13 protein-coding genes and 7 pseudogenes are annotated in these 21518 nt (G+C 60.0%); 11 read left to right on the top strand and 9 right to left on the bottom strand.

The window, feature by feature from the left end:
* Nucleotides 1-5: 5 nt before the first annotated feature.
* The 7 genes and pseudogenes from ACWAT4_RS43595 to ACWAT4_RS43565 all read right to left on the bottom strand — a co-directional run.
* Nucleotides 6-134, bottom strand: a pseudogene (locus ACWAT4_RS43595) (IS3 family transposase); the annotation flags it as partial.
* Nucleotides 135-293: 159 nt separating this feature from the next.
* Nucleotides 294-545, bottom strand: a pseudogene (locus ACWAT4_RS43590) (transposase); the annotation flags it as partial.
* 112 nt (nucleotides 546-657) lie between these two features.
* A pseudogene (locus ACWAT4_RS43585) lies at nucleotides 658-1341 on the bottom strand (IS66 family transposase); the annotation flags it as partial.
* A gap of 222 nt (nucleotides 1342-1563) precedes the next feature.
* Nucleotides 1564-2376 (bottom strand): IS21-like element helper ATPase IstB, encoded by an 813-nt coding sequence (gene istB / locus ACWAT4_RS43580; protein WP_128929849.1) that lies wholly within the window; start codon nucleotides 2374-2376, stop codon nucleotides 1564-1566.
* Entirely contained in the window at nucleotides 2373-3842 is a 1470-nt protein-coding gene (gene istA / locus ACWAT4_RS43575) for an IS21 family transposase (protein ID WP_128929850.1), read from the bottom strand. Before istA ends, istB begins: the two co-directional genes overlap by 4 nt.
* Nucleotides 3843-4123: 281 nt before the next feature.
* A complete protein-coding gene (locus ACWAT4_RS43570; RefSeq protein WP_164934317.1) occupies nucleotides 4124-5149 on the bottom strand; it encodes an IS110 family RNA-guided transposase in 1026 nt (341 codons plus the stop codon).
* 481 nt (nucleotides 5150-5630) lie between these two features.
* Nucleotides 5631-7088 carry an ISNCY family transposase gene (locus ACWAT4_RS43565; RefSeq protein ID WP_371746383.1) on the bottom strand — a complete coding sequence of 486 codons (1458 nt, stop codon included), beginning with the start codon at nucleotides 7086-7088 and terminating at the stop codon, nucleotides 5631-5633.
* On the opposite strand from ACWAT4_RS43565, the pseudogene ACWAT4_RS43560 reads away from it, so the two are divergent.
* The 7 genes and pseudogenes from ACWAT4_RS43560 to ald form a co-directional block, all read left to right on the top strand.
* Nucleotides 7049-7225 (top strand): annotated as a pseudogene (locus tag ACWAT4_RS43560) (ISNCY family transposase); the annotation flags it as partial. The gene ACWAT4_RS43565 and the pseudogene ACWAT4_RS43560 sit on opposite strands and share 40 nt — an antisense overlap.
* Complete coding sequence (locus tag ACWAT4_RS43555) at nucleotides 7149-7649, top strand: transposase (protein WP_128929851.1); 501 nt, start codon at nucleotides 7149-7151, stop codon at nucleotides 7647-7649. The pseudogene ACWAT4_RS43560 and the gene ACWAT4_RS43555, both read left to right, overlap by 77 nt.
* A gap of 254 nt (nucleotides 7650-7903) precedes the next feature.
* Nucleotides 7904-8205, top strand: a pseudogene (locus tag ACWAT4_RS43550) (transposase); the annotation flags it as partial.
* Nucleotides 8206-8276: 71 nt separating this feature from the next.
* Nucleotides 8277-9005, top strand: a pseudogene (locus tag ACWAT4_RS43545) (Mu transposase domain-containing protein); the annotation flags it as partial.
* 831 nt (nucleotides 9006-9836) lie between these two features.
* A complete protein-coding gene (locus ACWAT4_RS43540; RefSeq protein WP_128929852.1) occupies nucleotides 9837-11039 on the top strand; it encodes a M20 family metallopeptidase in 1203 nt (400 codons plus the stop codon).
* A 349-nt stretch (nucleotides 11040-11388) separates the two neighbouring features.
* Nucleotides 11389-12129, top strand: coding sequence for a M24 family metallopeptidase (locus ACWAT4_RS43535; RefSeq protein ID WP_245502108.1), 741 nt, complete (start codon nucleotides 11389-11391; stop codon nucleotides 12127-12129).
* A gap of 869 nt (nucleotides 12130-12998) precedes the next feature.
* Nucleotides 12999-14111, top strand: coding sequence for an alanine dehydrogenase (ald, locus tag ACWAT4_RS43530; protein ID WP_128929853.1), 1113 nt, complete (start codon nucleotides 12999-13001; stop codon nucleotides 14109-14111).
* Nucleotides 14112-14365: 254 nt separating this feature from the next.
* Here the strand turns inward: ald and ACWAT4_RS43525 are convergent, their stop codons facing one another.
* Nucleotides 14366-14842, bottom strand: a complete 477-nt coding sequence (locus ACWAT4_RS43525; RefSeq protein ID WP_128929854.1) for an Lrp/AsnC family transcriptional regulator — start codon at nucleotides 14840-14842, stop codon at nucleotides 14366-14368.
* Nucleotides 14843-15000: 158 nt separating this feature from the next.
* Here ACWAT4_RS43525 and ACWAT4_RS43520 point away from each other — a divergent pair, with 158 nt between their 5' ends.
* The 3 genes and pseudogenes from ACWAT4_RS43520 to ACWAT4_RS43510 form a co-directional block, all read left to right on the top strand.
* Nucleotides 15001-16515, top strand: a complete 1515-nt coding sequence (locus ACWAT4_RS43520) for an NAD-dependent succinate-semialdehyde dehydrogenase (RefSeq protein ID WP_128929855.1) — start codon at nucleotides 15001-15003, stop codon at nucleotides 16513-16515.
* A gap of 9 nt (nucleotides 16516-16524) precedes the next feature.
* Complete coding sequence (locus tag ACWAT4_RS43515; RefSeq protein WP_128929856.1) at nucleotides 16525-17925, top strand: aminotransferase; 1401 nt, start codon at nucleotides 16525-16527, stop codon at nucleotides 17923-17925.
* A gap of 495 nt (nucleotides 17926-18420) precedes the next feature.
* Nucleotides 18421-18607 (top strand): annotated as a pseudogene (locus ACWAT4_RS43510) (IS66 family transposase zinc-finger binding domain-containing protein); the annotation flags it as partial.
* Between the two features lie 288 nt (nucleotides 18608-18895).
* Here ACWAT4_RS43510 and ACWAT4_RS43505 read toward each other — a convergent pair.
* On the bottom strand, nucleotides 18896-19360 hold the full coding sequence (locus tag ACWAT4_RS43505; RefSeq protein ID WP_232995625.1) for a group II intron maturase-specific domain-containing protein: 465 nt from the start codon (nucleotides 19358-19360) through the stop codon (nucleotides 18896-18898).
* A gap of 623 nt (nucleotides 19361-19983) precedes the next feature.
* On the opposite strand from ACWAT4_RS43505, the gene ACWAT4_RS43500 reads away from it, so the two are divergent.
* A complete protein-coding gene (locus ACWAT4_RS43500) occupies nucleotides 19984-21498 on the top strand; it encodes an ISNCY family transposase (protein WP_128955117.1) in 1515 nt (504 codons plus the stop codon).
* The last annotated feature ends 20 nt before the right edge of the window (nucleotides 21499-21518 follow it).

Genomic DNA, 21518 nt, shown 5'->3' with positions numbered 1-21518 from the left:
GACGCGTCCGCCCGGGTTGTCAGATATCTGATGGTCATGCGGCAGCAGCCGATGGCTTTATACGCCCGCCGTACGCTCATCCCGTGGGCAACCATGAGATACGCGACAGCTTTCCGCTTGCCCGCGGGCAAAAAGCGGGCTTCGTGCCCGAACCATTTATCGCGAACGGCGTGCGCGGATCTCGTCATGGCCTGGCTGCAACAGCAGTCCACTCGCGAGAGGCCGGATACATTTATGCAATTGGAAGCGTCATTTTTGCTGTTACGAACCCTTGCACGGACCGGGGCGGACCATACATTCTTTCCCACGAGATCCTTGGGCGCCGCATTGTCCAGCACGGCATCAGCCACCAACCGCTTCAGCCGTGTGTTCTCGTCCTCCAGCGTCTTCAGCCGCTTGGCCTCCGACACTCCAGTGGCCTTCCATTTGTAGATGCTGGGGTCGCTGACGCCGCGCTTGCGGCACAGATCGGCAACCGAAACCCCGGCCTCATGCTCCTTCAAAATCCCGATGATCTGCTCTGCCGAAAAGCGGCTACGCTTCATGCTCTGGTCCTTGTTTGGGCCAGCGCGAACTTCAATCTGGATTAAGCCTGTGGGGCAAGGTCATTCACGTCCTTGAGGGTTATCCTGATCCGGACGGCGGTCGTGTTCAGGCTCATGCTGCCAGCCTCGGATCGTGCGCATGCATCCTGTAGGTCGATGCCCAGGGAGGCAGTTTGTCCAGTCGCGCCGCAGGCCAGCCATTGATGAGTTTTGCGAGCACGCCGGAGAGCCAGGGCTAGGCGCTGACGACATTGAGCCTACACGTTTCAATGAGCGAGGCCAGCAATGCCCAATTATCGGCACCCTCGTCGCACCCAGCGAACAGGGCATTCTTGGCATCGAGTTTGATTGGCCGCATCGCACGCTCGACCGCATTCGTGTCCATCTCGATGCGCCCGTCATCAAGGTAGAGCGTCAGGCCGTCCCAATGGCGCAGCGAATAGCGCAGAGCCTTCGCCGTGTCGCTCTTCCCCGCAAGATGATCAAGAGTTGCCTCAAACCACTGCTTCAAGGCTGCTGCCAGAGGTCTGGCATGAGCTTGTCGACCCGCGCAGCGCTCGGCAGCAGAGTGGCCCCGAAGTGCCTTCTCGACCGCGTTGAGCTGGGCGATGCGCTTAAGGGCCTCGCGGCAAACTGGAGCTGGCGCCGGAGCAGCCTCACGCGCGATCTTCACAAACTAGCGCCGTAGATGCGATCAGCAGAAGGCGAGCGGCCCAGACAGGGCGCCCGCACGCGTCTCCCGGGTCATGGTCTTGTAGGCCTGATAGCCTTCGCAATAGATGATACCGCGATAGCCCCAATCAGCGATGGCTTTGGGTGTCGCGTGCGAGGTCGGCCGTCCCGGACCGCGTTTTCCGTCGAGCGCGGTGCGCCTGCGATAGCTCTCGACTGTAGCGCGGCGATCTGGGAGAGAGGTGCGCGACAATCTGGATGAGAATCTGGTGTCGCGGCGGATGTGATGATCCGCGGGTTTGATTGACGCGCGCAAGTGCTTTGTCAGGTTGATTGTCGCGGCGCGTCAATCAGGGGCGATATTGGCGGGTGTGGCGTATGACGCTGGGCGTCCAGGTCCCTTTTTGCGCTCAGCGGCCTCGCGGCGTCGGTAGCTTTCGACATTCATCTCGAAGATGGTGGCGTGATGAACGAGCCGGTCGACCGCGGCGAGCGTCATAGCGGGGTCCGGGAAGATCTTCCCCCACTCGCCAAAGGGTTGGTTGGCTGTGATCAGCATGGAGCGCCGTTCGTAACGGGCGCTGATCAGCTCGAAGAGCACACTGGTCTCGGCCTGGTCCTTGGTGACGTATGCGAGATCATCGAGGATGAGCAGGTCGAACTTGTCGAGCTTGGCCAGCACGCTCTCGAGGACGAGGTCGCGGCGGGCCTGCTGCAGCTTCTGGACGAGATCTGTGGTGCGGGTGAACAGCACCCTGTAGCCGTTCTCGATGAGGGCGAGACCGATCGCCGAGGCGAGATGGCTCTTGCCGGTGCCGGGCGGGCCGAACAGGAGCAGGTTTGCGCCTTTCTCCAACCAGGTGTCGCCGGCGACGATGGCCATGACCTGAGCTTTGGAGACCATCGGCACGGCGTCGAACTCGAAGCTCTCGAGGGTCTTTCCGGGCAGAAGGCGGCCCTCTGTGAGGTGCCGCTCGATGCGGCGGCGATCGCGCTCGGCCAGTTCGTGCTCGGCGAGCACAGTGAGGAAGCGCGCGGCGGGCCAGCCCTCCTTGTCGGCCTGCTCGGCGAACTGTGGCCAGATCACCTTGCTGGCGGGCAGTCGCAGCTCGTTAAGGAGCAGGCTGAGCTTGGCGGGGTCAATCGAGGCGCTCTTCATGCTGCGTCTCCCAGGCTGGCGCCGATGAGCGCTTCGTAGGCCTGAAGCGGCGCCAGGCGGACGACTACGTTGGGTAGGCGCGCGGGATCGGGCGCGAAGCGGGCACGCAGCGCGGCCATGTCGGGGAGCCGGTGATTGTCGAGGCAGATGGACAGCTCCTCGGCCAGTTCGCTCTCGCAGCCGCGCTCGTGGGCGAGGCCAAGAAGCTCGACCATGATGCGGCAGGCCTGGCGCTCGGGCAGACGCTCGACGAGGAGATCGAAAGTCCGCCGGTAGGCCTCGCGCGGGAAGAGCCGATCGCGATAGACCAGATTGAGCAATGCCATCGGCTTCCTTCTGAGCGAATGGATGACGTGCCGGTAGTTGACGACCTGGTCATGCTTGCCGGACGGGGAAGCACGCCCGCGCGGCAGCGTCATGAGATGCGTGCCGCCGATGAAGACATCGAGCCGATCGTCGTAGAGGCGCACGCGCAAGCGATGGCCGATCAGGCGCGAGGGCACCGTATAGAAGACCTTGCGCAGCGTGAAGCCGCCTGAGGAAGTGACGCGCACGCTGAGTTCCTCATAGTCGGTGGTGCGCCGCTCAGGTAGCTCCCGAAGCTGGGCGCGCTCGGCATCGATGCGCTTGGCGTTGCGGGCATTGCGGCGGCCGACGATCTCGTCGACGAAGCGGCGATAGGAGGCGAGATCATCGAAGTCGACGGTGCCACGCAGCAACAGTGCATCCTCGATCGCCCGCTTGAGATGGCCGTGCGGCCCCTCGATCGAGCCGTTCTCGTGGGCGATGCCGGCATTGTTGCGTGACGGTGTCATGCCGTAATGGCTGCACAGCTCGTTATAGCGGCGGGTCAGGTCCTCGCGCGCGTCCTTGTCCAGGTTGCGGAAGGCGGCGGACAGGCTGTCCGAGCGGTGCTCGCGCGGCACCCCACCGAGGGACCAGAGTGCGTTCTGTAGGCCTTCCGCCAGCGCCACGAAGCTCTCGCCGCCGAGCACGACATGGGCGTGCTCGAAGCCGGAATAGGCGAGCCGGAAATGATAGAGTCGGTGGTCGAGCGGCTGACCGGCGATGGTGATGCCGAACGAGGCCACCTCGGTGAAGTCCGACAGACCGAGCCTGCCGGGTTCGTGCGCCTGGCGGAAGATGACCTCCTGCTCCTCACCGTGGATGGCACGCCAGCCTCGGATGCGCCGCTCCAGCGTCCGGCGCACGCCCTCGCCCAACTCGGAATGGCGCAGCATCATCTCCTCGAAAATGGCCACGGGCCGGATGCCGGGCGCTGCCCGCAGCAGCGGCACGACTTCAGAGTCGAAAATGTCGGCGATTGGATCGGGACGCCGTCGTGCGCGCGGCTCCTTCTTCTGCGAAGGTAGTACTGGATCCTTCTCGATGCGGTAGGCCGTTGCCACGCTGATCGACGCCTTCGCCGCGGCGACAGGCGTCGGATGGGTCTTCCTGAGCTTCATGTAGAGCCTTCTGTGGTTGCCGCCCGCAATGCAAGAAGTTTCTGACCCTTTGGCGTGTGATCGAGTGCGGTCTTCTGTCAGGCCTTCCTTTACGGCATTTTCAGAAGCCGCTGGCCGGTATGGTGATCCGCGGACCAGGTCCAATTCTCATCTCCGAGCACGTCGGCTCTTTGGCTCTAGCTGGTTTCCTGATCCAGATCTGTTCGATCGTTGCGCCCATTCGGGTCGTCGCCTTCTCACACCCCCTTCGCCAACGTCAGGCTATTTCGTGCTGCATGCAGTCATGCCGTCACTGCCTGCGCTGGGTTCCGATAATCCTCCTTCCGGGTGAGCATGGCCCAAATCGTCCGAGCCATCTTGTTCGCCAAGGCGATCGCCACAAGCATGCGCGGCTTCCTCGCCAGCATCTGCGCCAGCCAGGATCCGCTAGGGATCGACTTGCGCCCGAGCCAGTTCAGCCGCGACATCGCCCCAACGATGAGCAACTGGCGAATGTCCGCCTGTCCTTCCTTCGAAACGCGTCCGAGCCTTTCCTTTCCCCCTGAGGAATGTTGCCGTGGGACCAAGCCGAGCCAAGCCGCGAAGTCTCGGCCACGTCGAAAGGCCGCCATGTCGGGCGCGAAAGCCTCGATCGCGAGTGCGGTCAGCGGGCCGACCCCCGGCATTGTCTGCAGCCGCTGCGCCGTGACCGTCCGCGTCGCCAACTTCTTGAGCTGCTCTGCCTTGGCATCGATCCGCTCCGTCTTGTAGGCGATCTGATCAATGAGACTCCGACATTCCTCGCGGACCAGTTCTGGTAGATCGCTGTTCGGATCTTCGAGGATTGCGTCAATGCGTTTAAGTTGTTCGATTCCTTGCGGGATGATATGGCCGAATTCGTAGAGAACAGAACGCAGCGCATTCACCAGATCGGTGCGCTGATGAACAAGGCGCTTCCGAGCCCGAAAGAGCACTGCCCTGGCCTGCTGTTCTTCCGATTTCGGCTCGACGAAGCGCATCTCGGGGCGCTGTGCCGCGATCACGATTGCTTCGGCATCAGCCGCGTCGTTCTTTTGGCGTTTCACAAAAGGCTTCACATATTGCGGAGCGATCAGTTTCACTTCATGGCCGAGCTTGACCATCTCCCGTGCCCAATAGTGGGCGCTGCCACAGGCTTCCATCACCACCACTGCCGATGGGTGGCCCGCCATGAACTTCCGAAACTGAAGCCGCGACAGTTTCTTTCGAAATTTCAAGTGTCCCGCCATTGACGCCCCGTGGAGCTGAAACACATTCTTGGCTAGATCCACTCCGATCACCGTATCCATCAATTTGCCGTCCTCTTCGCTTCGGGGTTCAAACACTGCGTTCTTGGCACATTACGATGCCGTCTGGGGAGGGCGGCAACCATCCCATCTCAATTGATGGACGGTTATGTGGCGGCCGGGCACAAAAGTGATTCCTCCGAATCGGAAAAACCACCGGCATACCGGCCGACCGCGACCACCTGAGGCCTCGAAAAGGCCGCCGCCGCTGGACGGAAACTCCGGTCGGGCTACGCCCTCCCGACGTTCCCGTCCAGTGGCGGCATTCTCATCTGGATTGACGCTGCACTCTCACTTTGATCGCCGCGCCGCACTTATAGCGCGACAATCAGGATGAGAGCGCGTATTGCCTCATGTATTGATGCTCCCGGGTGCGATCGGTTGCCTCATTTATTTTGCTCCCGGCTTGGGTTGAGGAGGAGGCCGGGTGCGGAGATGGCCGGGGTTTCGGAGCGCCCGGCCTCCTCCGCTGGCGTCTGCCACATCATTGGGTTGTTGTGACCTCATGCCCCAGCAGCGTTTCCTCCGTAGGAACGAACAACAACGCGTTCGCTTGCTCGCTGCGCCAGGATTTAAGCCTACGCTGAAGCGTTCGAAGAAGCTTGTTCGGATAGGCTCCAGGATATTCCGCCTGCAACCGGGAGAGCAGTTCGCTACCAGTCCGCCAAGGCTCGGCTTCAAACCATTTTCGCAAATCTAGCGTTGCCCGGATGAGCGGGTCGGGACGCCGCCGGCCTCTTTTCGCTTTCACGATTGGCCGATCCGTCGGTCGCATAGCTCCGTCTTTCCAGGCGGTTCGTAGGCTTGCCAGGAAGAGATCGATCGGTTGCGATGCCGCAGCAGGATGGGCGATTGGCTGCGTATCAGCGAGCGCCGCGAGGCGTTCCTGCGCGCCGCGGATGTCGCGCAACAACGCGACCGGGTCGAGAGCGGCATAGATTTCTTGGAGATGGTGACGAATCGCATCGGGCGTGCGGGCGTCGGCGGCCAAGCGCTGGTGTGGCGTTGCCGGTGCGCTGTATGTCTTACGCACACGAGCACCGTCGCGCTGCTTGGCCATCAGTTTGAATGAGGGTTGGAAGAAGTTCACGAACAGCCGCGCCGATCGATAGAGTTCAGCCAGCAGCTTGGCCGCTTCCAGGCCCTCGAGCCGACGATAGCCGACCATCCTGCGCACGACGGCACCGTTCTTCTGCTCGACGAACGCCTGGTCGTTCTTCCGGTAGGGCCGGCAACGCGTGAAGACGATGTTGGCCGCATCGCAGTAGGCTTTCAGCGTCTCATTCATGAACACCGTATCATTGTCCGTATCGAGGCCGACCAGCGCAAAAGGCAATTGTTTGCGCAATTCCGTCAACACCGTGCTCAACAGTGTTTGTTCGCGCACGATCAGAGGAGCGCACTCCGTCCAGCCGGTAGCAATGTCGGTGAGCACGAGGGTCTGGATGAAGCTGCCGCGCGCCGATAGACCGCTATGCGCTACAAGGTCAGCCTCGACGAACCCCGGCGCCGGATCGTTCCAATCTGCCGACGTCCGTATTGGAATACTGCGACGCAACGAGTGCGTCGCGTGCCGTCGGCGCTTGCGACCTAATCCTTCTCGGACCCGTGCCAACGCGCGGTCGATCGTCGCAGCACTCATTGCCAAAAGTTTGTCGCGGATCTCGGGAGCAAGGTCGAGGTGGCCGTGCCGTTCCATCGCTTCAATCAGCGCAGGCATTAACGCCTTCAGCCGCTTCCCGCAGATCCGGTCTGACGCCTCCCAAAGCAGCACGAGCGCGTTGTGTTCCGCCTCATTATAGATCCGACGTCGCGCCCGTCGGCCTGCGCTTACGTCTTCCTGGCCTCGAAGTAGACGCATCGCATGTTTGCGATGGAATCCGGTGATGTCGACGAACTCGCCTGGAAGCGGCCGAGCTGCTGGCCGCACTCTGTCGATCAGCGCGGCTGTTCGTAAACTTCTTCCAACCCTCGTTCAAACTGTTAGCCAAGCAGCGCGACAGTGCTCGTGTACGCAAGACATACAGCGCGCCGGCAACGCCTCACCAGCGCCTGGCAGCGGACGTCCGCACGCCTGAAGGGTCAGATCGCCGCGGAAAGCCTTGAGCCGGGTGCGATTGCAATCGATATCGCCCGCCGCCATGGCTGCCGGACACAGCAGGTACATGACTGGCGACGCCGGGCGCGTTCAACAACTGGTGCTGCCGGCTTCGGCAGATGCAATATCGTTCGTGCCTTTGGTGTCGGAATCGTCGCCACCGGCGGCTGCGGAGCCTCCGCCAGCATACACTTCGATACGCGGCGACAATGGTCCTCTTATGTCGTCCGAATGGTCTCCACTATGAGCACCCTTGCCGCCAATCCCAATTCGTGCGCGCTGCGCGACGTCGTCGATGCCGAGCAAATCCTCACTGCAATGCGTCGACTCATAAGTCAGCACCGCCACCTTTGCAGACGGGGGAGCTGGCGCAGCCGTTGCGAGCATCGATGCAGACGTCGCTAAGTGCTTGAGCGCCTGCGCTCGGCGTGCGAGAAATCGCTGTGATCCTACTCGAGTGGGCTAAATTTCCATTGTCGCACCCGCAATCCGCCGAATGAGCAAACTTCCGGTTTTTGACATCGTGGTCCTGTACCGGGGTCGTGGTCGAGTAACTCAGCCATTCGGCTTCGCCCTCACAGATCCGGGCGGGCAGACTTCCCGCACCCGGCTCTTCCCGAGCGTAACCCGCGTCATATGCGCGCCTGCGCCCTCGAGTGATGCGTGGAACGGAAAGACGGAAGCGAGCCGTCAGGGTCTCGAACTCCGGCCATCTCTTGCGCGAGATGATCGGCTTTGCTGCCCAGCGGCTGATGGAGCTGGAAGTCGAAGGCCAGGTCGGTGCAGCCTACGGCGAGAAGAACCCCGAGCGTCTGGCCCAGCGCAACGGTGAGCTTCGACCGGACCTGGGAGACCTGGCCGGCACGGTCGAGCTTCGCATCCCAAGCTGCGCAAGGGCTCCTACTTCCCGGGTTTCCTGGAGCCGCGCCGGATGGCCGAGAAGGCGCTCACCGCCGTGGTCTGTCGATTCCGAGGTCATCGCGCGCACCGTACCGATTTGATGGCGCGCGGAGTTCCGAAATGATCGCGCGCTTCGTTGCGGTCATGGGCGCATCCAGCTTGTCATTCCCGCTAGCGACGTGGACCGAGCAGCTCGGCGACTGGATCGCGGGAAACGACGCGGCCTACAGCTTTTTTGGTGACGCGACGCAACTGCTGGTGCCCACAACGCCAAGATCGCGGTGATCGAGGCCTGCCTCTGTGACCCCATAGTCGACCGCAGCTACAGCGATATGGCGCAGCATTCCGGCACGGCCGCCTCGCCCGAGAGATAAGGCAAAGGTCGAGGCCTGCGGTGGGAATCATCGAGCGTTGGCTGCTGCGGCGGTTGCGCAACCGAACTTTTTACAGCCTGGCCGAACTCAACCGCGCGATCGCCTAGTGGCTGGCCAAGCTCAATGACGAACGGGTACTGCGTCAGTATGGCCGCATACGGCGCCAGCTTTCGAGGAAATTGATGCGCCAATTCTCAAACCGCTTCCGGGCCAGCCGTGGGTCCATGCCGAATGGCGGGTCGGGCTCGACTATCACGTCGAGATCGAACAACACCATATTCGGTGCCCTATCGCTTCGCCCGCCGCTGAGTTAGACTAGAAGCGCGGATCAGCGCACGAACGATTGAACCCTCCTTGGAGGCGAGCGTGCATATGCGTGGCAGTGGCAACGGGCGGCACACGACGATCAGCGCCACATGCCCTCCAGCCACCGGCGCTATGCGAGTGGACGCCGGCAAAGATCTGCAGGGAGGGAGGCCGGTCCGGCCCGATACTGCGCTAGTCGACCGGATCATCGAGGACCTGAAGCGAAAGATCTTAACCATGCCCGCCAACAGTTATACTGGCTGACTCGTTCTGCTCGCTACGAATTCATGAGAATCTCCGCAGCCAGCTCGCCGAGCGCCACGTCAGTCGTGGGCCGTAGCGGAGCGCTTTTGGTACAGCCAGCATACCCTGAGCGGAAAGCAGCGGATCGATGTAGGCTAGCGCACCTCCTATTGCGACATCCCGCACGATGAGGGTAAACGAGGTCACCGCGTAGATGCCCTCGCACGCGACGACCGTTCCAATGGCGTCCCGGATTTCCGCGCCTCATGTGCTCGGCTGTCCACAATACCGGCCGATGCCTCGCCTTGCGTGAAAGCCTGGAGCTGGGGTACGGAGCTGCGACGTGTCGCAATGATATTGTCATTTGCAGCCGCAATTATTTTGAAGGCCGGCGCCATATTTGCCCAAAGACCCACCATTTCCTTCGGCAGAGGCGCGAACGAGCAGCGCTGGAGCGGCCGATCGACTGGAGAGCATTCAGGGAGCAGGGCGCAGGCCTCGGATAGAGGATGACCAAAGAGCTGAGAAGCTGACGGCTCCGGGGCCGTGATGGTAGTCCCGATCGACAGGCGCGCCGTTAGCTTGTTTTGGTTGTGCAGGGCCTCTTCCGAGGCCCTGCGATCCGGCGCCCGCCAGGATCAGATGCTCTCAGATTGTGCGCATCGGACGACAACCTTGCAGCATTGCTGCGCGATAGCCACGCTAGTCGCTGCTCCCCGCCTACCCGACCTGCTACATTGACTCAAGCGTCAACTGGAAGGCCGCGAAGATGAAGAGGACTACAAACACAAGCGCAAACAATCTGCTTTCCAGTTCCGAAAAGGACGTGGTGATCGAAATGCGGCATGCTATGCATCGCGAGCCGGAGCTTTCCAACAACGAGTGGAAAACTCAACAGCGGATCCGCGAAACGCTTGAACGGTTTGGGCTGTTCGATGCGAAGACCTTTCACAAAACCGGCCTTTACGTCGACATCCACGGTTTAGCCTCCGGGCCGCAGCGCTCCGTCGCCATACGGGGCGACATCGATGCCTTGCCGATCCAGGAAACCCGGGACGACTTGTCCTATCAGTCCCGGGTCCCAGGTCATATGCATGCGTGCGGTCATGACCTGCATGCGTCGATCGCTATGGGTACCGCACTTGCGTTTCATCGGATGCGAGAGAGCTTTTCTGGCAAGCTTCGCGTGTTTTTCCAGCCCGCCGAGGAGGCGGAGCCACTCGGCGGACGATCAGTGGCTGAGCAGGGCCTGCTTAGCGGCTTCCACGCTGCTGTTGGGTTCCACGTCAAAACTGATTTGCCCGCGGGGATGTTCGGCGCACGCCCAGGCGCTGTGACACAATCCGCCGATCAGTTCGCGATCACACTTATCGGGACCATGGCCCACGGCGCGAGGCCGCATGCGGGCGTGGATGCAATTGCGATGGCCGGGGCATTCATCAATGAGGTCCAAAAGGTCGTGTCGCGGGAAATGCCCTTCGATGACGGGGCGATCGTCACAATCGGGACGATTGCAGGTGGCGAAGCCACAAATATCATTTGCCCGTCAGTTACGATGACCGGAACTATCAGAACAAGCCGTTGTGAGCGGAGAGAGCTCCTGGTTCAGCGCGTGCGAGAAATAGCTGAAGGGGTCGCGACGATGCACCGCGGGAAAGCGGAGTTCTCCCACAAATTCGGTGAACCGCCGGTCATTAACAACGACGTGATGGTTGACAGGTTTCGGCGGCTGGTGGTCGAGACCGTGGGCAAAGACAAGTTTTCCGACCTGAAGTCGTCGAGCGCAGGCGGCGGCAGCGACGATTTCGGATTCTACTCCGCGTGCGTGCCCTCGATCTACTTCTGGTTTGGCAGCAAGGAGCAAGGCAACGAGTCCGGCGTGCACACGCCAACTTTCGGAGCCTCGGACGATCTGCTCGTTCCGACAGCTGAGCTCGCGATCAGGTACTGCTTGGAGATGCTGAATTCGTAGCGGCGCCGATGTACGATCCCGCCACAAATGACACGAAAAGATCCGCCGGCCCGCCCTCGATCCACGCGAGAGAACGACCCACTCTTTCCAGAAGGAGTTTGCACATGGCAATGCCTAAGGCTTCGCAAGCATTCGCCCGCGGCGGGTATCTGCGGAGATTATCCGCCGTCAAGTCGGAGATAGAGCGGCGAAGGTCGAAGCGGTGGTCACGGCTCCGGCTAACATCATATATCTCTCCGGATACACTTCGAGGTCGGGCTATGTTCCGCGGGGGCTGGTCGTGACTTTAACGGATGAGTAGCCGACCTTCCTGACGCGCAGAATGGTCTGGCCGGCGGCGATCCATCAGATGTTTGTCGATCGCAGTCGTGTCACTGGTTATTCGGAGGCGCTCATCGCTACCCCGAACGGGAGGAGACCATCGACTTCATCTTGGACGATGGCGTCGGCCGCAAATGGACCGGTCTGGAAGAACGGCTCTTGCCCGCTGACAGTTAAGAAGTTCAAATCTCGCTCGACAGGCGCGAACATCGTCTACTGCACTAACGCCGTGACCCGGATCCGCGGCGTGAAATCGGACTCGGAATTCGCGATGATGCGGGAAGCTACCGCTATTTCCGACGCCGGCATGCTCAAAGCGAGAGACGTTATCCGCTCAGGCGCGCGCGAGGCCAATGAATCCGCCGAGGTCATTGCAACATTGGTGCGCAGCGCTAACGGCAAGCCCAGCACGGATTTTGCGGGCCTCTTCTTTGCGCTGCGCACGCATCTCCACGTGTCACATTCGCTGGACCGAAGACGTCTTCCAGACGGGCTCGCAGAGCAATTTCGAGTTCAGCGGCGGGCGTCATGGCTAGACCTCTCCGCTGATGCGCACGATGTCGCGATCGGTAAGCCGTCGGATCACATACGCCGGTTGCATGAAGGGAACGTTGCCAGGTTGGAAGCTGCACTTGCCGCCGCCAAACCCGGCAGGACCTGCAGCGACGTCGCCATAGCTTTCAACTCCAACTTGAAAACGCGATGGCTTGGTGAAGGAGTCTCGGTGCGGCTACGCCGTCGCGATAGATTGGACGGAACCTACAGCTAGCTTGAAGGACGGCGATAACACGGTCCTCAAGCCGAATACGACATTTCACCTCATGCTTGAAAACTGGATCGATGAAGACGTGGTTATGTGATCAGCGAAACCTTCCGCATACCGACGTTGCAGGTGAACCATTCACGAAGTTGCCGCGCGAGCTATTCGAACTCTGACGCGCAATCCGCTGCGGCCTCAGCGATTCCAGGCCTGCCGCTAGTGCGTTAAGGTCTCTCAAAGGAGAACAATGGGCCACTCTCGCTCGCAGCACTCGCCTTCTTGCACGAGGACACCGGTTTTCAACACTAGGCGTCCGCAGATAGGTGGCCCGGTCGCGGTGCTGATTGCGCCGAGCCGTAGTCCATCGCAATATCCCGGGCTCGCGCCTGCGCTCGTCATCACCAAGACCGAAGGTGGACGCGATCGTCACAATCGGAAAGGCCGCTTTCGAGCGATCATTGACAGCCGCTCCATGATGCTCACAATCTCTGAGCGTATCGTTGCCATTCGATCGGCGAGCCCTGGCGGCATGCGCGCGTTGCTGGGCAACTGTTCCGCCATAAATATCCGCCGGGATTCATGCAGCTTTTGCGTGGAGCGGGACAGAGGGGATGTTTCGCCCAGAGCCCCGTGGAGGAACCGAAGGCCGTTAAATACGTGAAAATCGCTGTGCGAAACTTCCTTTGGATCGATGTGTCGGCTGCCACTGTGCCGATTGCGGCGCCAGGAATAGCAAACCATCACCATCTCGCGCACTCTGCTGGAATTGTGCGCAAGAACGCCGAGGTTGCTGAATTTCTGCGTCGTTCGCCGGTCCCTTCTCAATTTCACCGCGTGGTTCCGATTAGAAGTGGTTCAGCAAAAGCGGAGATTGCAAGATGCAAGTCGGTGTTCCCAAGGAAATCAAAACACACGAATATCGCGTGGGCCTGACCCCTGGAGCTGTCCGGGAATATGTGGCTGCCGGCCACCAAGTATTGGTGGAGGCCAATGCCGGCGCTGGCATCGGGGCAAGCGACGAGGAATACCGGAAGGCCGGTGCAACAATCGCCGCGGCTGCTCGGGAGGTGTTTGCATCGAGCGAGATGGTAGTCAAGGTCAAGGAGCCGCAGCCGTCCGAATGGGTCCAGCTCCGAGAGAATCAGATCCTCTTCACCTATCTGCATCTGGCGCCCGATCCGGAGCAGGCAAAAGGACTGCTGAAATCGGGTTGCACAGCGATCGCCTATGAAACCGTCACCGACTCGAACGGGGGCTTGCCGTTGCTTGCGCCAATGAGCGAAGTCGCGGGCCGGCTCACGATCGAGGCTGCCGGCGCGGCCCTAAAACGGTACAGCGGCGGGCGGGGGTTATTGATCGGCGGCGTGCCTGGCGTTCAGCCCGCTCGTATCGTTGTCATCGGTGGCGGTGTCGTCGGTACGCATGCCGCCCGAATGGCAGCCGGTTTGGGTGCGGAAGTCACCGTCATCGACCGTTCGATCAACCGCCTTCGCGAACTGGACGAGCTATTCGAGGGCCGCGTCCGCACCAGGTACTCGACCATCGACAGCGTTGAAGAGGAAGTCTCTGCCGCAGACGTCGTTATTGGCGCCGTGCTCGTCCCAGGAGCCAGTGCACCGAAGCTGGTGTCGCGCAAGATGCTGAGCTCGATGAAGCAAGGCTCTGTGGTCGTTGACGTCGCGATCGATCAAGGCGGTTGCTTTGAGACGTCGCGTGCCACCACCCATGCTGATCCAACCTACGAAGTCGACGGCGTGATCCACTATTGCGTTGCCAACATGCCCGGTGCAGTCCCGCTTACCTCAAGTCAGGCCCTCAACAACGCAACTTTGCCTTTTGGCTTGGCTTTGGCAAACAAGGGCTTTGCGGCCGTGCTTGAAAATCCGCACTTGCGCGCTGGCCTGAACGTCTATCGGGGCCGGTTGACCTACAAGGCAGTGGCAGAGAGTCTCGGCCTACCATTTTCACCGATCGAACAGGCTGCGGCCTGATCTCCCAGGCCCCCTAGGGGCGTTTCCTCCCTAACTTGAAGGGGCCACCCTTGGAGTGGCCCCTCCTTTTTTTGCTTTCAAGCACCATTCTGGCACGTAATTCGACCAAGCCCACTGGGGCGAGTTCGTTAGGCCTGTTTTGGGTTGAAGAGGATTGTGAGAAGTCAGAATTGTCAGAGCTTTCGGTATGGTTCTCATTCTTTCACGAGTGCTCAAAACAGCTGGACCGTCGGGACGTCGCGATCAAAGATCGCTTATCTGTCCGGTGGCATTTCGATTGGAACTGCAAACCCCGATTTTACGCGGTCCATGATGACCATGGTTTTGAACCCCTTAATATCGGGGTTCTCGTAAAAGAAGCGTCTGGTGAAAAGCTCGTAGTCCTCCATCGTGCGAGCCGTTATGTACAGAACGAAGTCTGCATCGCCCGTGACATAGAAGCCATTTACGACTTCACTCGACGTTTTGATGGCCTTCTTGAATTTGTCGATGATATCGGAGCGCTCCCGCTCGAGATTCACGAGGACAAGCATCTGAATCGGCCTTCCCACTGCTCTTGCCGAGACGATGGACACATCCGACTCAATGATTCCTTCCGAACGGAGCCTCTTCAACCTTCTCTGACACGCCGTGGGGGAAAGCCCCGCCATTTCGCCAATGACCTCGGACGTGAGGCGATTGTTTTTTTGCACGATCTCCAGGATGCGTGCATCTATCCGATCGTAACGCATAGCGGTTGTCTCCAGCCCTAAGCTGCGTTTCGTCGCAAGGCATCAATGCTTTGCAGGAATTCATCCCGCGCACCGAAAATGCGACGCAAATCTGTTTGCGTCACTAGTATCCTGATTACTCCAGCAATTTCAATAAGTGACGGCGCGGGAGTTTCAAAATGGGTGTTCAAGGCTTTCGGCACAGACGCCCGGAGTGGGGTGGCCTCGCTATGCGGCACCTTCGAACTCTCAGACGACGAGACTTTTTAGCGGGGGCAGCGTTCATCGACGGCAAGTGGACGGACGGCGGGCAGAAGGACGCGGTTGTCGACCCCGCGACGGGGGAGGAAATCGCGGAAGCTGCCCGTTGCTCGGCGGCCGACATGGAGCTGGCAATCGGAGCAGCAGAGAAGTCGTTTGTTGCATGGAGGCGTCTGCTGCCCACCGAGCGAGGAGTGATCCTCAAATCTTGGGCGTCCCTGATCCGCGGCCATTCAGAGGATCTCGCCGTTCTTATGACCAGCGAGCAAGGAAAGCCTCTGGCGGAGGCACGCTACGAGATCACATATGGCGCGGGCTTTCTGGAATGGTTTGCCGCTGAAGGCGAGCGCACCTATGGCGAGACCATTCCGAGTCACAAAGCGGGAAGCCTGCTTCATGTGCGAATGCAGCCAATCGGTGTTGCGGCGGCGATCACGCCATGGAATTTTCCAATCGCGATGATCACGAGAAAGGCGGGAGCTGCTCTTGCCGCGGGCTGCCCGATCGTCGTGAAGCCGGCTCCCGAGACGCCATTGTCGGCCCTTGCCCTGGCTAGGTTGGCCGAAGAAGCTGGTATTCCGCGTGGCGTATTTCAGGTGCTTGTCGGTGATTCAATCGAGCTTTCGAAACCACTGTTGCGCGATACGAGGGTGCGAGCTCTTTCGTTTACTGGTTCTACCGAAGTTGGGCGCCTGCTTCTGGCAGAGGCGGCACAAACCGTGAAGAAAGTGTCGCTTGAGCTGGGGGGCCACGCTCCGTGCATCATCTTTGACGACGTCGATGTCGACAAGGCGGTTAAGGGAGCGATGGACGCAAAGTTCACCACTTCGGGCCAGGACTGTCTCGCCGCCAATCGCATCTACGTGCATAGAAAGATCTACCGCGCCTTCGTCGAGGCGTTTGCCACCCCTATTTCTCAGCTCAGAGTCGGGCACGGCCTGGAAACGACAACTGATATAGGGCCGATGACAAAGCTGTCGGTTGCCAACAAATGCAGGGCCCACATCGACGACGCCGCAAAAAAGGGGGCGCGGGTGTTTTGCGCCGACAAGGGCGCAAGTTTGGGTGCAAACTTCGTTCCTCCGACGTTGCTCAGCGATGTCACCGACCACATGCTGATCACGCATGAAGAAACCTTCGGGCCGGTTGCTGCCGTGCTCCCGTTCGATTCTGAGGCGGAGGTTGTATCCAGGGCGAACGCCAGCGAAATGGGGCTGGCTGGATACATCTACACAAACAACCTTCGCCGGGCGCTCCGCCTTTCTGAGCAGATCGAGTGCGGCATGCTCGGAATCAATACAGCTTCCTTTACTGGACCGCCCATTCCGTTCGGAGGCTGGAAGCAGTCCGGACTCGGACGAGAAGGGTCGAAGCACGGTTTAGCAGAGTACATGGAACACAAATACGTCTGTTTCGGCGATTTGGCGGCATAGGAGAACTATATGATTGATATCAAGACCATCGCTGAGCGAGATCGTTCCAGTGTTCTGCATCCCTTCACGCAGCTGAAGGATTTCGCGAGCGGCAAGCTTGGCGATCCCACAATCGTCACAGGTGGTAAAGGGATATCCATTCGGGATGCGGAGGGCCGAACATACATCGATGGCTTTGCCGGTCTCTACTGTGTCAATATCGGCTATGGGCGTACCGAAGTTGCCGAGGCCATCGCAAGGCAGGCCTATCAGCTCGCATATTACCACACGTACGCTGCTCACACGACCGAAGAGCTCGCAAAGCTTTCGCATCGCCTCGTGCAAATGGCACCGGGAAACGCCAGCAAAGTCTTCTACGGACTTTCCGGATCGGATGCCAACGAAACTCAGGCCAAGCTCGTCTGGTATTACAACAATCTGCGTGGTCAGCCGAAGAAGAAGAAGATCATCTCTCGCGAGCGCGGTTATCACGGGTGCTCGGTCATTTCTGGATCAATGACGGGAATGTCGTTCTATCACGATCAAATGGACCTTCCGTTTCCGGGTATTCTGCACACAGGCACTCCCCACCATTATTGGGGCGCTGAGCACGGGGAATCGGAGGAGGCCTTTTCTCGTCGGCGTGCGGCCGAACTCGAAGAGCTAATTGTGCGGGAGGGCGCGGAAACGGTCGGCGCGTTTATTGCCGAGCCTGTCCTTGGTACCGGAGGCATCACACCGCCGCCCAGCGGGTATTGGCGGGAGATTCAGGCCGTACTCAGGCGGTATGACGTTCTTCTCATCGCCGATGAGGTGATCTGTGGATTCGGGCGAACCGGGGCCGACTTTGGCAGTACTCTATACGGGATGGAGCCGGATCTCGTAACGGTCGCCAAGGGGCTCACCTCGGGCTACATGCCGCTCTCGGCAGCCATCGTGGGGGAGAAGGTTTACTCTGTTATGGAGGGGGCCGCCGATCGCGTTGGCGCATTCTCACACGGTTACACCTACTCGGGTCATCCGATCGCTGCCGCCGCCGCCAACGCAGTGCTCGATATCGTTGAAAAGGAGCAGCTCAGCAATCGCGCCAGGGTGGTCGGCGCGCACTTTCAAAAGCGGCTTAAGGAAAGGTTCGCTCAATTGGAGATCGCTGGCGAAGTTCGCGGCGTCGGCTTGCTCGGCGCTATCGAGTTTGTCGCGGACCGTCACACGAAGCGACGGTTCGACGCCCAGCTCAAAGTCGGCGCCCGCATCTCGAAGGCTGCTCGCGAGCGGGGACTTATTGCTCGGGCAATGCCGCATGGCGATATTCTGGGTTTTGCTCCGCCTCTTGTCGTCTCGGAAGGCGAGATTGATGAGATTGTCGAGCTTGCCTATCAGGCAACCAGGCAAGTCATTGACGAACTCGCCAGGGAGCCCGCAAGCGTTTAGAAACTCCGCATTCCACGCCCGGCACGTGTCGCACATCGGGCGCGCTTCATGAGTGAAGGTCATCCTCACCGTGAGGCGACCCGATCCGTTCTGAGCTAACTCAAGTAGCACCGGGCCGCCGCGGCAAATGCCCAGTTACACGGACTTTGTCAATCCTAGGAACTACGTCCGAATGGGGCAGGTCGCGCGCCCTAACGACCCAATGGTGGTGCGGAAGGTGCTGGCAAACGCGAGCGGAGAGATCTTCTCGCCCTTCGACTGGGCGCAAGCCATTTATCGCACCTCTGGCGGCGGTGGCCCTTCAGTTCATCTGAAGAAGGAGAGCAGGTGACTCTGTGGTATTCCTCCGTTGCGGGCCGTCTTGTTTGACGGACGCGAACGCTGCAGGTCCTACGGGTAATCCTGGGAGAAGCACTATGCCGATTTCGAGGGGCGGAGGTGATCACATCGGCCGAGCGGCGGCGCCGGTGGTCGCAGGATGAGAAGGAACGGCTTGTTGCAGCACTGGGCGAGGATGTGACCGAGACGTTGGGAGATCCCGCGCCGGTTCAAGGTCATCGAGACCGTGCGAGAGAAGTTCACTTGCCGCGATTGCGAGAAGATCAGCCAGCCGCCGGCACCGTTCCATGCCACGCCGCGCGGCTTCATCGGTCCGCAATTGCTGGCGACGATCCTGTTCGACAGTGGGGTCGAGGACTGGCGCGCCGCTTAACCAGTTTTCCCGGTCATGCACGTTTCCAGCCCCCGCCACATCGCACGCAGCATGCAGATTTCCCGCACTACGCGCTCCCATTTGCTTCATGACAAGGCTTATGGACCTATCATGTTGGAGCAGCTTTTACTTCGGCGGCACTCGCCCGGTAGCCGTTGAACAGCTTCAAGGTGTCGTACAGCCACGAGTTACTCCACTGCTTCCAGCCGAAGCCCTTTTGTTTCCGTGCCTTCGCCAGATGGCGTCTGACCTTCCTCTCTACCCAGTCTCTGATGTAGGGAAGCATTTACTGGAATCGCCTATCCGGAAGTAGTTTACCCATCCTCGGAGCTTTGGATTGATCAGGCTTATCACCCGACTAATCGGTTGCGACCGATAGCTGCCAAACACTTCCTTGAGCCCCCGCAGAAGCGCCGTCCGCTTTTTGAGCTTGGGCGTGTAATACGGCCGCATCACTCCGCGCAGACTGCGGAGATAGCGGAAGTCGATTCCCAGGAAGCCGAAGCTCTCGCCTCGGGCCAGGTCAACTATGCGACTCTTCTCATCATTCACCTCAACCTGTAACTTGGCGAACTCCTCCCGCAAGCGCTTGTTTATAGCGCCGAGCAGCCAGTCATGTCGCTGGTGGGCATAGATCAAGACAACCATATCGTCAGCAAAACGTGCATATTCGATATTGGTGTACTTGCCGCGACGTGTAACTTCACGTGCTCGCTCCAGCATCTTGTCCACCTCATTGAGGTAGAGGTTACTGAGCAAGGGTGAAAATTACGCCGCCTTGCGGAACGCCTTTCTTGCCAGAAGCTTTCAGCACAAGCCGCAGAAGATGCATGACGTCCCCATCATCAACCCGCAGGGCTACCTTCTCCAGAATCCGATCATGCCGGACGTTGTCGAAGTAGGCCCGCAAATCAAGATCGAGAACCCGCGTCTTCCGCTCAGCTATTGCTTTAGCAACTCGCTTGATCGCTTCATGTGTTGTCCGCTTGGGAACGATCCCGGTTGGAAATCCGCCTCGAATACAGGTTCGAGTATGAGCTTGAGCGCCCCTGTACCTCTCTGTCGCGGATAGCCGGAATCGACAGAACGCGGACCTTGGAGCCCCCGTCCTTCGGTATTTCCCGCTTCCTTGATGGAAGTGGCTTATAAGTGCGCTCGATCAGTTCGTCTCGTAATTGCTCGAGCAGAGACTCCACGCCTCGCGCTTCGATGGCTTCGAACGTCACCCCGTTATAGCGCGACAATCAGGATGAGAGCGCGCATTGCCTCGCCTTAATTGTTACCGGATGCTGAGCCGTTGCCTCACGTAAATTGCTCCCCTGGATCGGGAACAAGCGGGGGCGCAGATGGGGTGGCTGAGCATGGCAACGCGGAAGGAACTGACGGCGGCGGCGGGCGCGCGCTATCGGCGTTCGGATCGTGCGAAGAAGGCGCGGATATTAGACGAGTTCGTCGACATCACCGGATTCCATCGCAAACATGCGATGCGTCTACTTCGAGGCCAGGAAGACGTAAGCGCAGGCCGACGGGCGCGACGTCGGATCTATAATGAGGCGGAACACAACGCGCTCTTGCTGCTTTGGGAGGCGTCAGACCGGATCTGCGGGAAGCGGCTGAAGGCGTTAATGCCTGCGCTGATTGAAGCGATGGAACGGCACGGCCACCTCGACCTTGCTCCCGAGATCCGCGACAAACTTTTGGCAATGAGTGCTGCGACGATCGACCGCGCGTTGGCACGGGTCCGAGAAGGATTAGGTCGCAAGCGCCGACGGCACGCGACGCACTCGTTGCGTCGCAGTATTCCAATACGGACGTCGGCAGATTGGAACGATCCGGCGCCGGGGTTCGTCGAGGCTGACCTTGTAGCGCATAGCGGTCTATCGGCGCGCGGCAGCTTCATCCAGACCCTCGTGCTCACCGACATTGCTACCGGCTGGACGGAGTGCGCTCCTCTGATCGTGCGCGAACAAACACTGTTGAGCACGGTGTTGACGGAATTGCGCAAACAATTGCCTTTTGCGCTGATCGGCCTCGATACGGACAATGATACGGTGTTCATGAATGAGACGCTGAAAGCCTACTGCGATGCGGCCAACATCGTCTTCACGCGTTGCCGGCCCTACCGGAAGAACGACCAGGCGTTCGTCGAGCAGAAGAACGGTGCCGTCGTGCGCAGGATGGTCGGCTATCGTCGGCTCGAGGGCCTGGAAGCGGCCAAGCTGCTGGCTGAACTCTATCGATCGGCGCGGCTGTTCGTGAACTTCTTCCAACCCTCATTCAAACTGATGGCCAAGCAGCGCGACGGTGCTCGTGTGCGTAAGACATACAGCGCACCGGCAACGCCACACCAGCGCTTGGCCGCCGACGCCCGCACGCCCGATGCGATTCGTCACCATCTCCAAGAAATCTATGCCGCTCTCGACCCGGTCGCGTTGTTGCGCGACATCCGCGGCGCGCAGGAACGCCTCGCGGCGCTCGCTGATACGCAGCCAATCGCCCATCCTGCTGCGGCATCGCAACCGATCGATCTCTTCCTGGCAAGCCTACGAACCGCCTGGAAAGACGGAGCTATGCGACCGACGGATCGGCCAATCGTGAAAGCGAAAAGAGGCCGGCGGCGTCCCGACCCGCTCATCCGGGCAACGCTAGATTTGCGAAAATGGTTTGAAGCCGAGCCTTGGCGGACTGGTAGCGAACTGCTCTCCCGGTTGCAGGCGGAATATCCTGGAGCCTATCCGAACAAGCTTCTTCGAACGCTTCAGCGTAGGCTTAAATCCTGGCGCAGCGAGCAAGCGAACGCGTTGTTGTTCGTTCCTACGGAGGAAACGCTGCTGGGGCATGAGGTCACAACAACCCAATGATGTGGCAGACGCCAGCGGAG

The organism is Bradyrhizobium sp. T-1 (assembly GCF_053592855.1).
The sequence above is the reverse complement of the archived record's forward strand: the minus strand, read 5'-3'. Positions and strand labels throughout refer to the sequence as shown.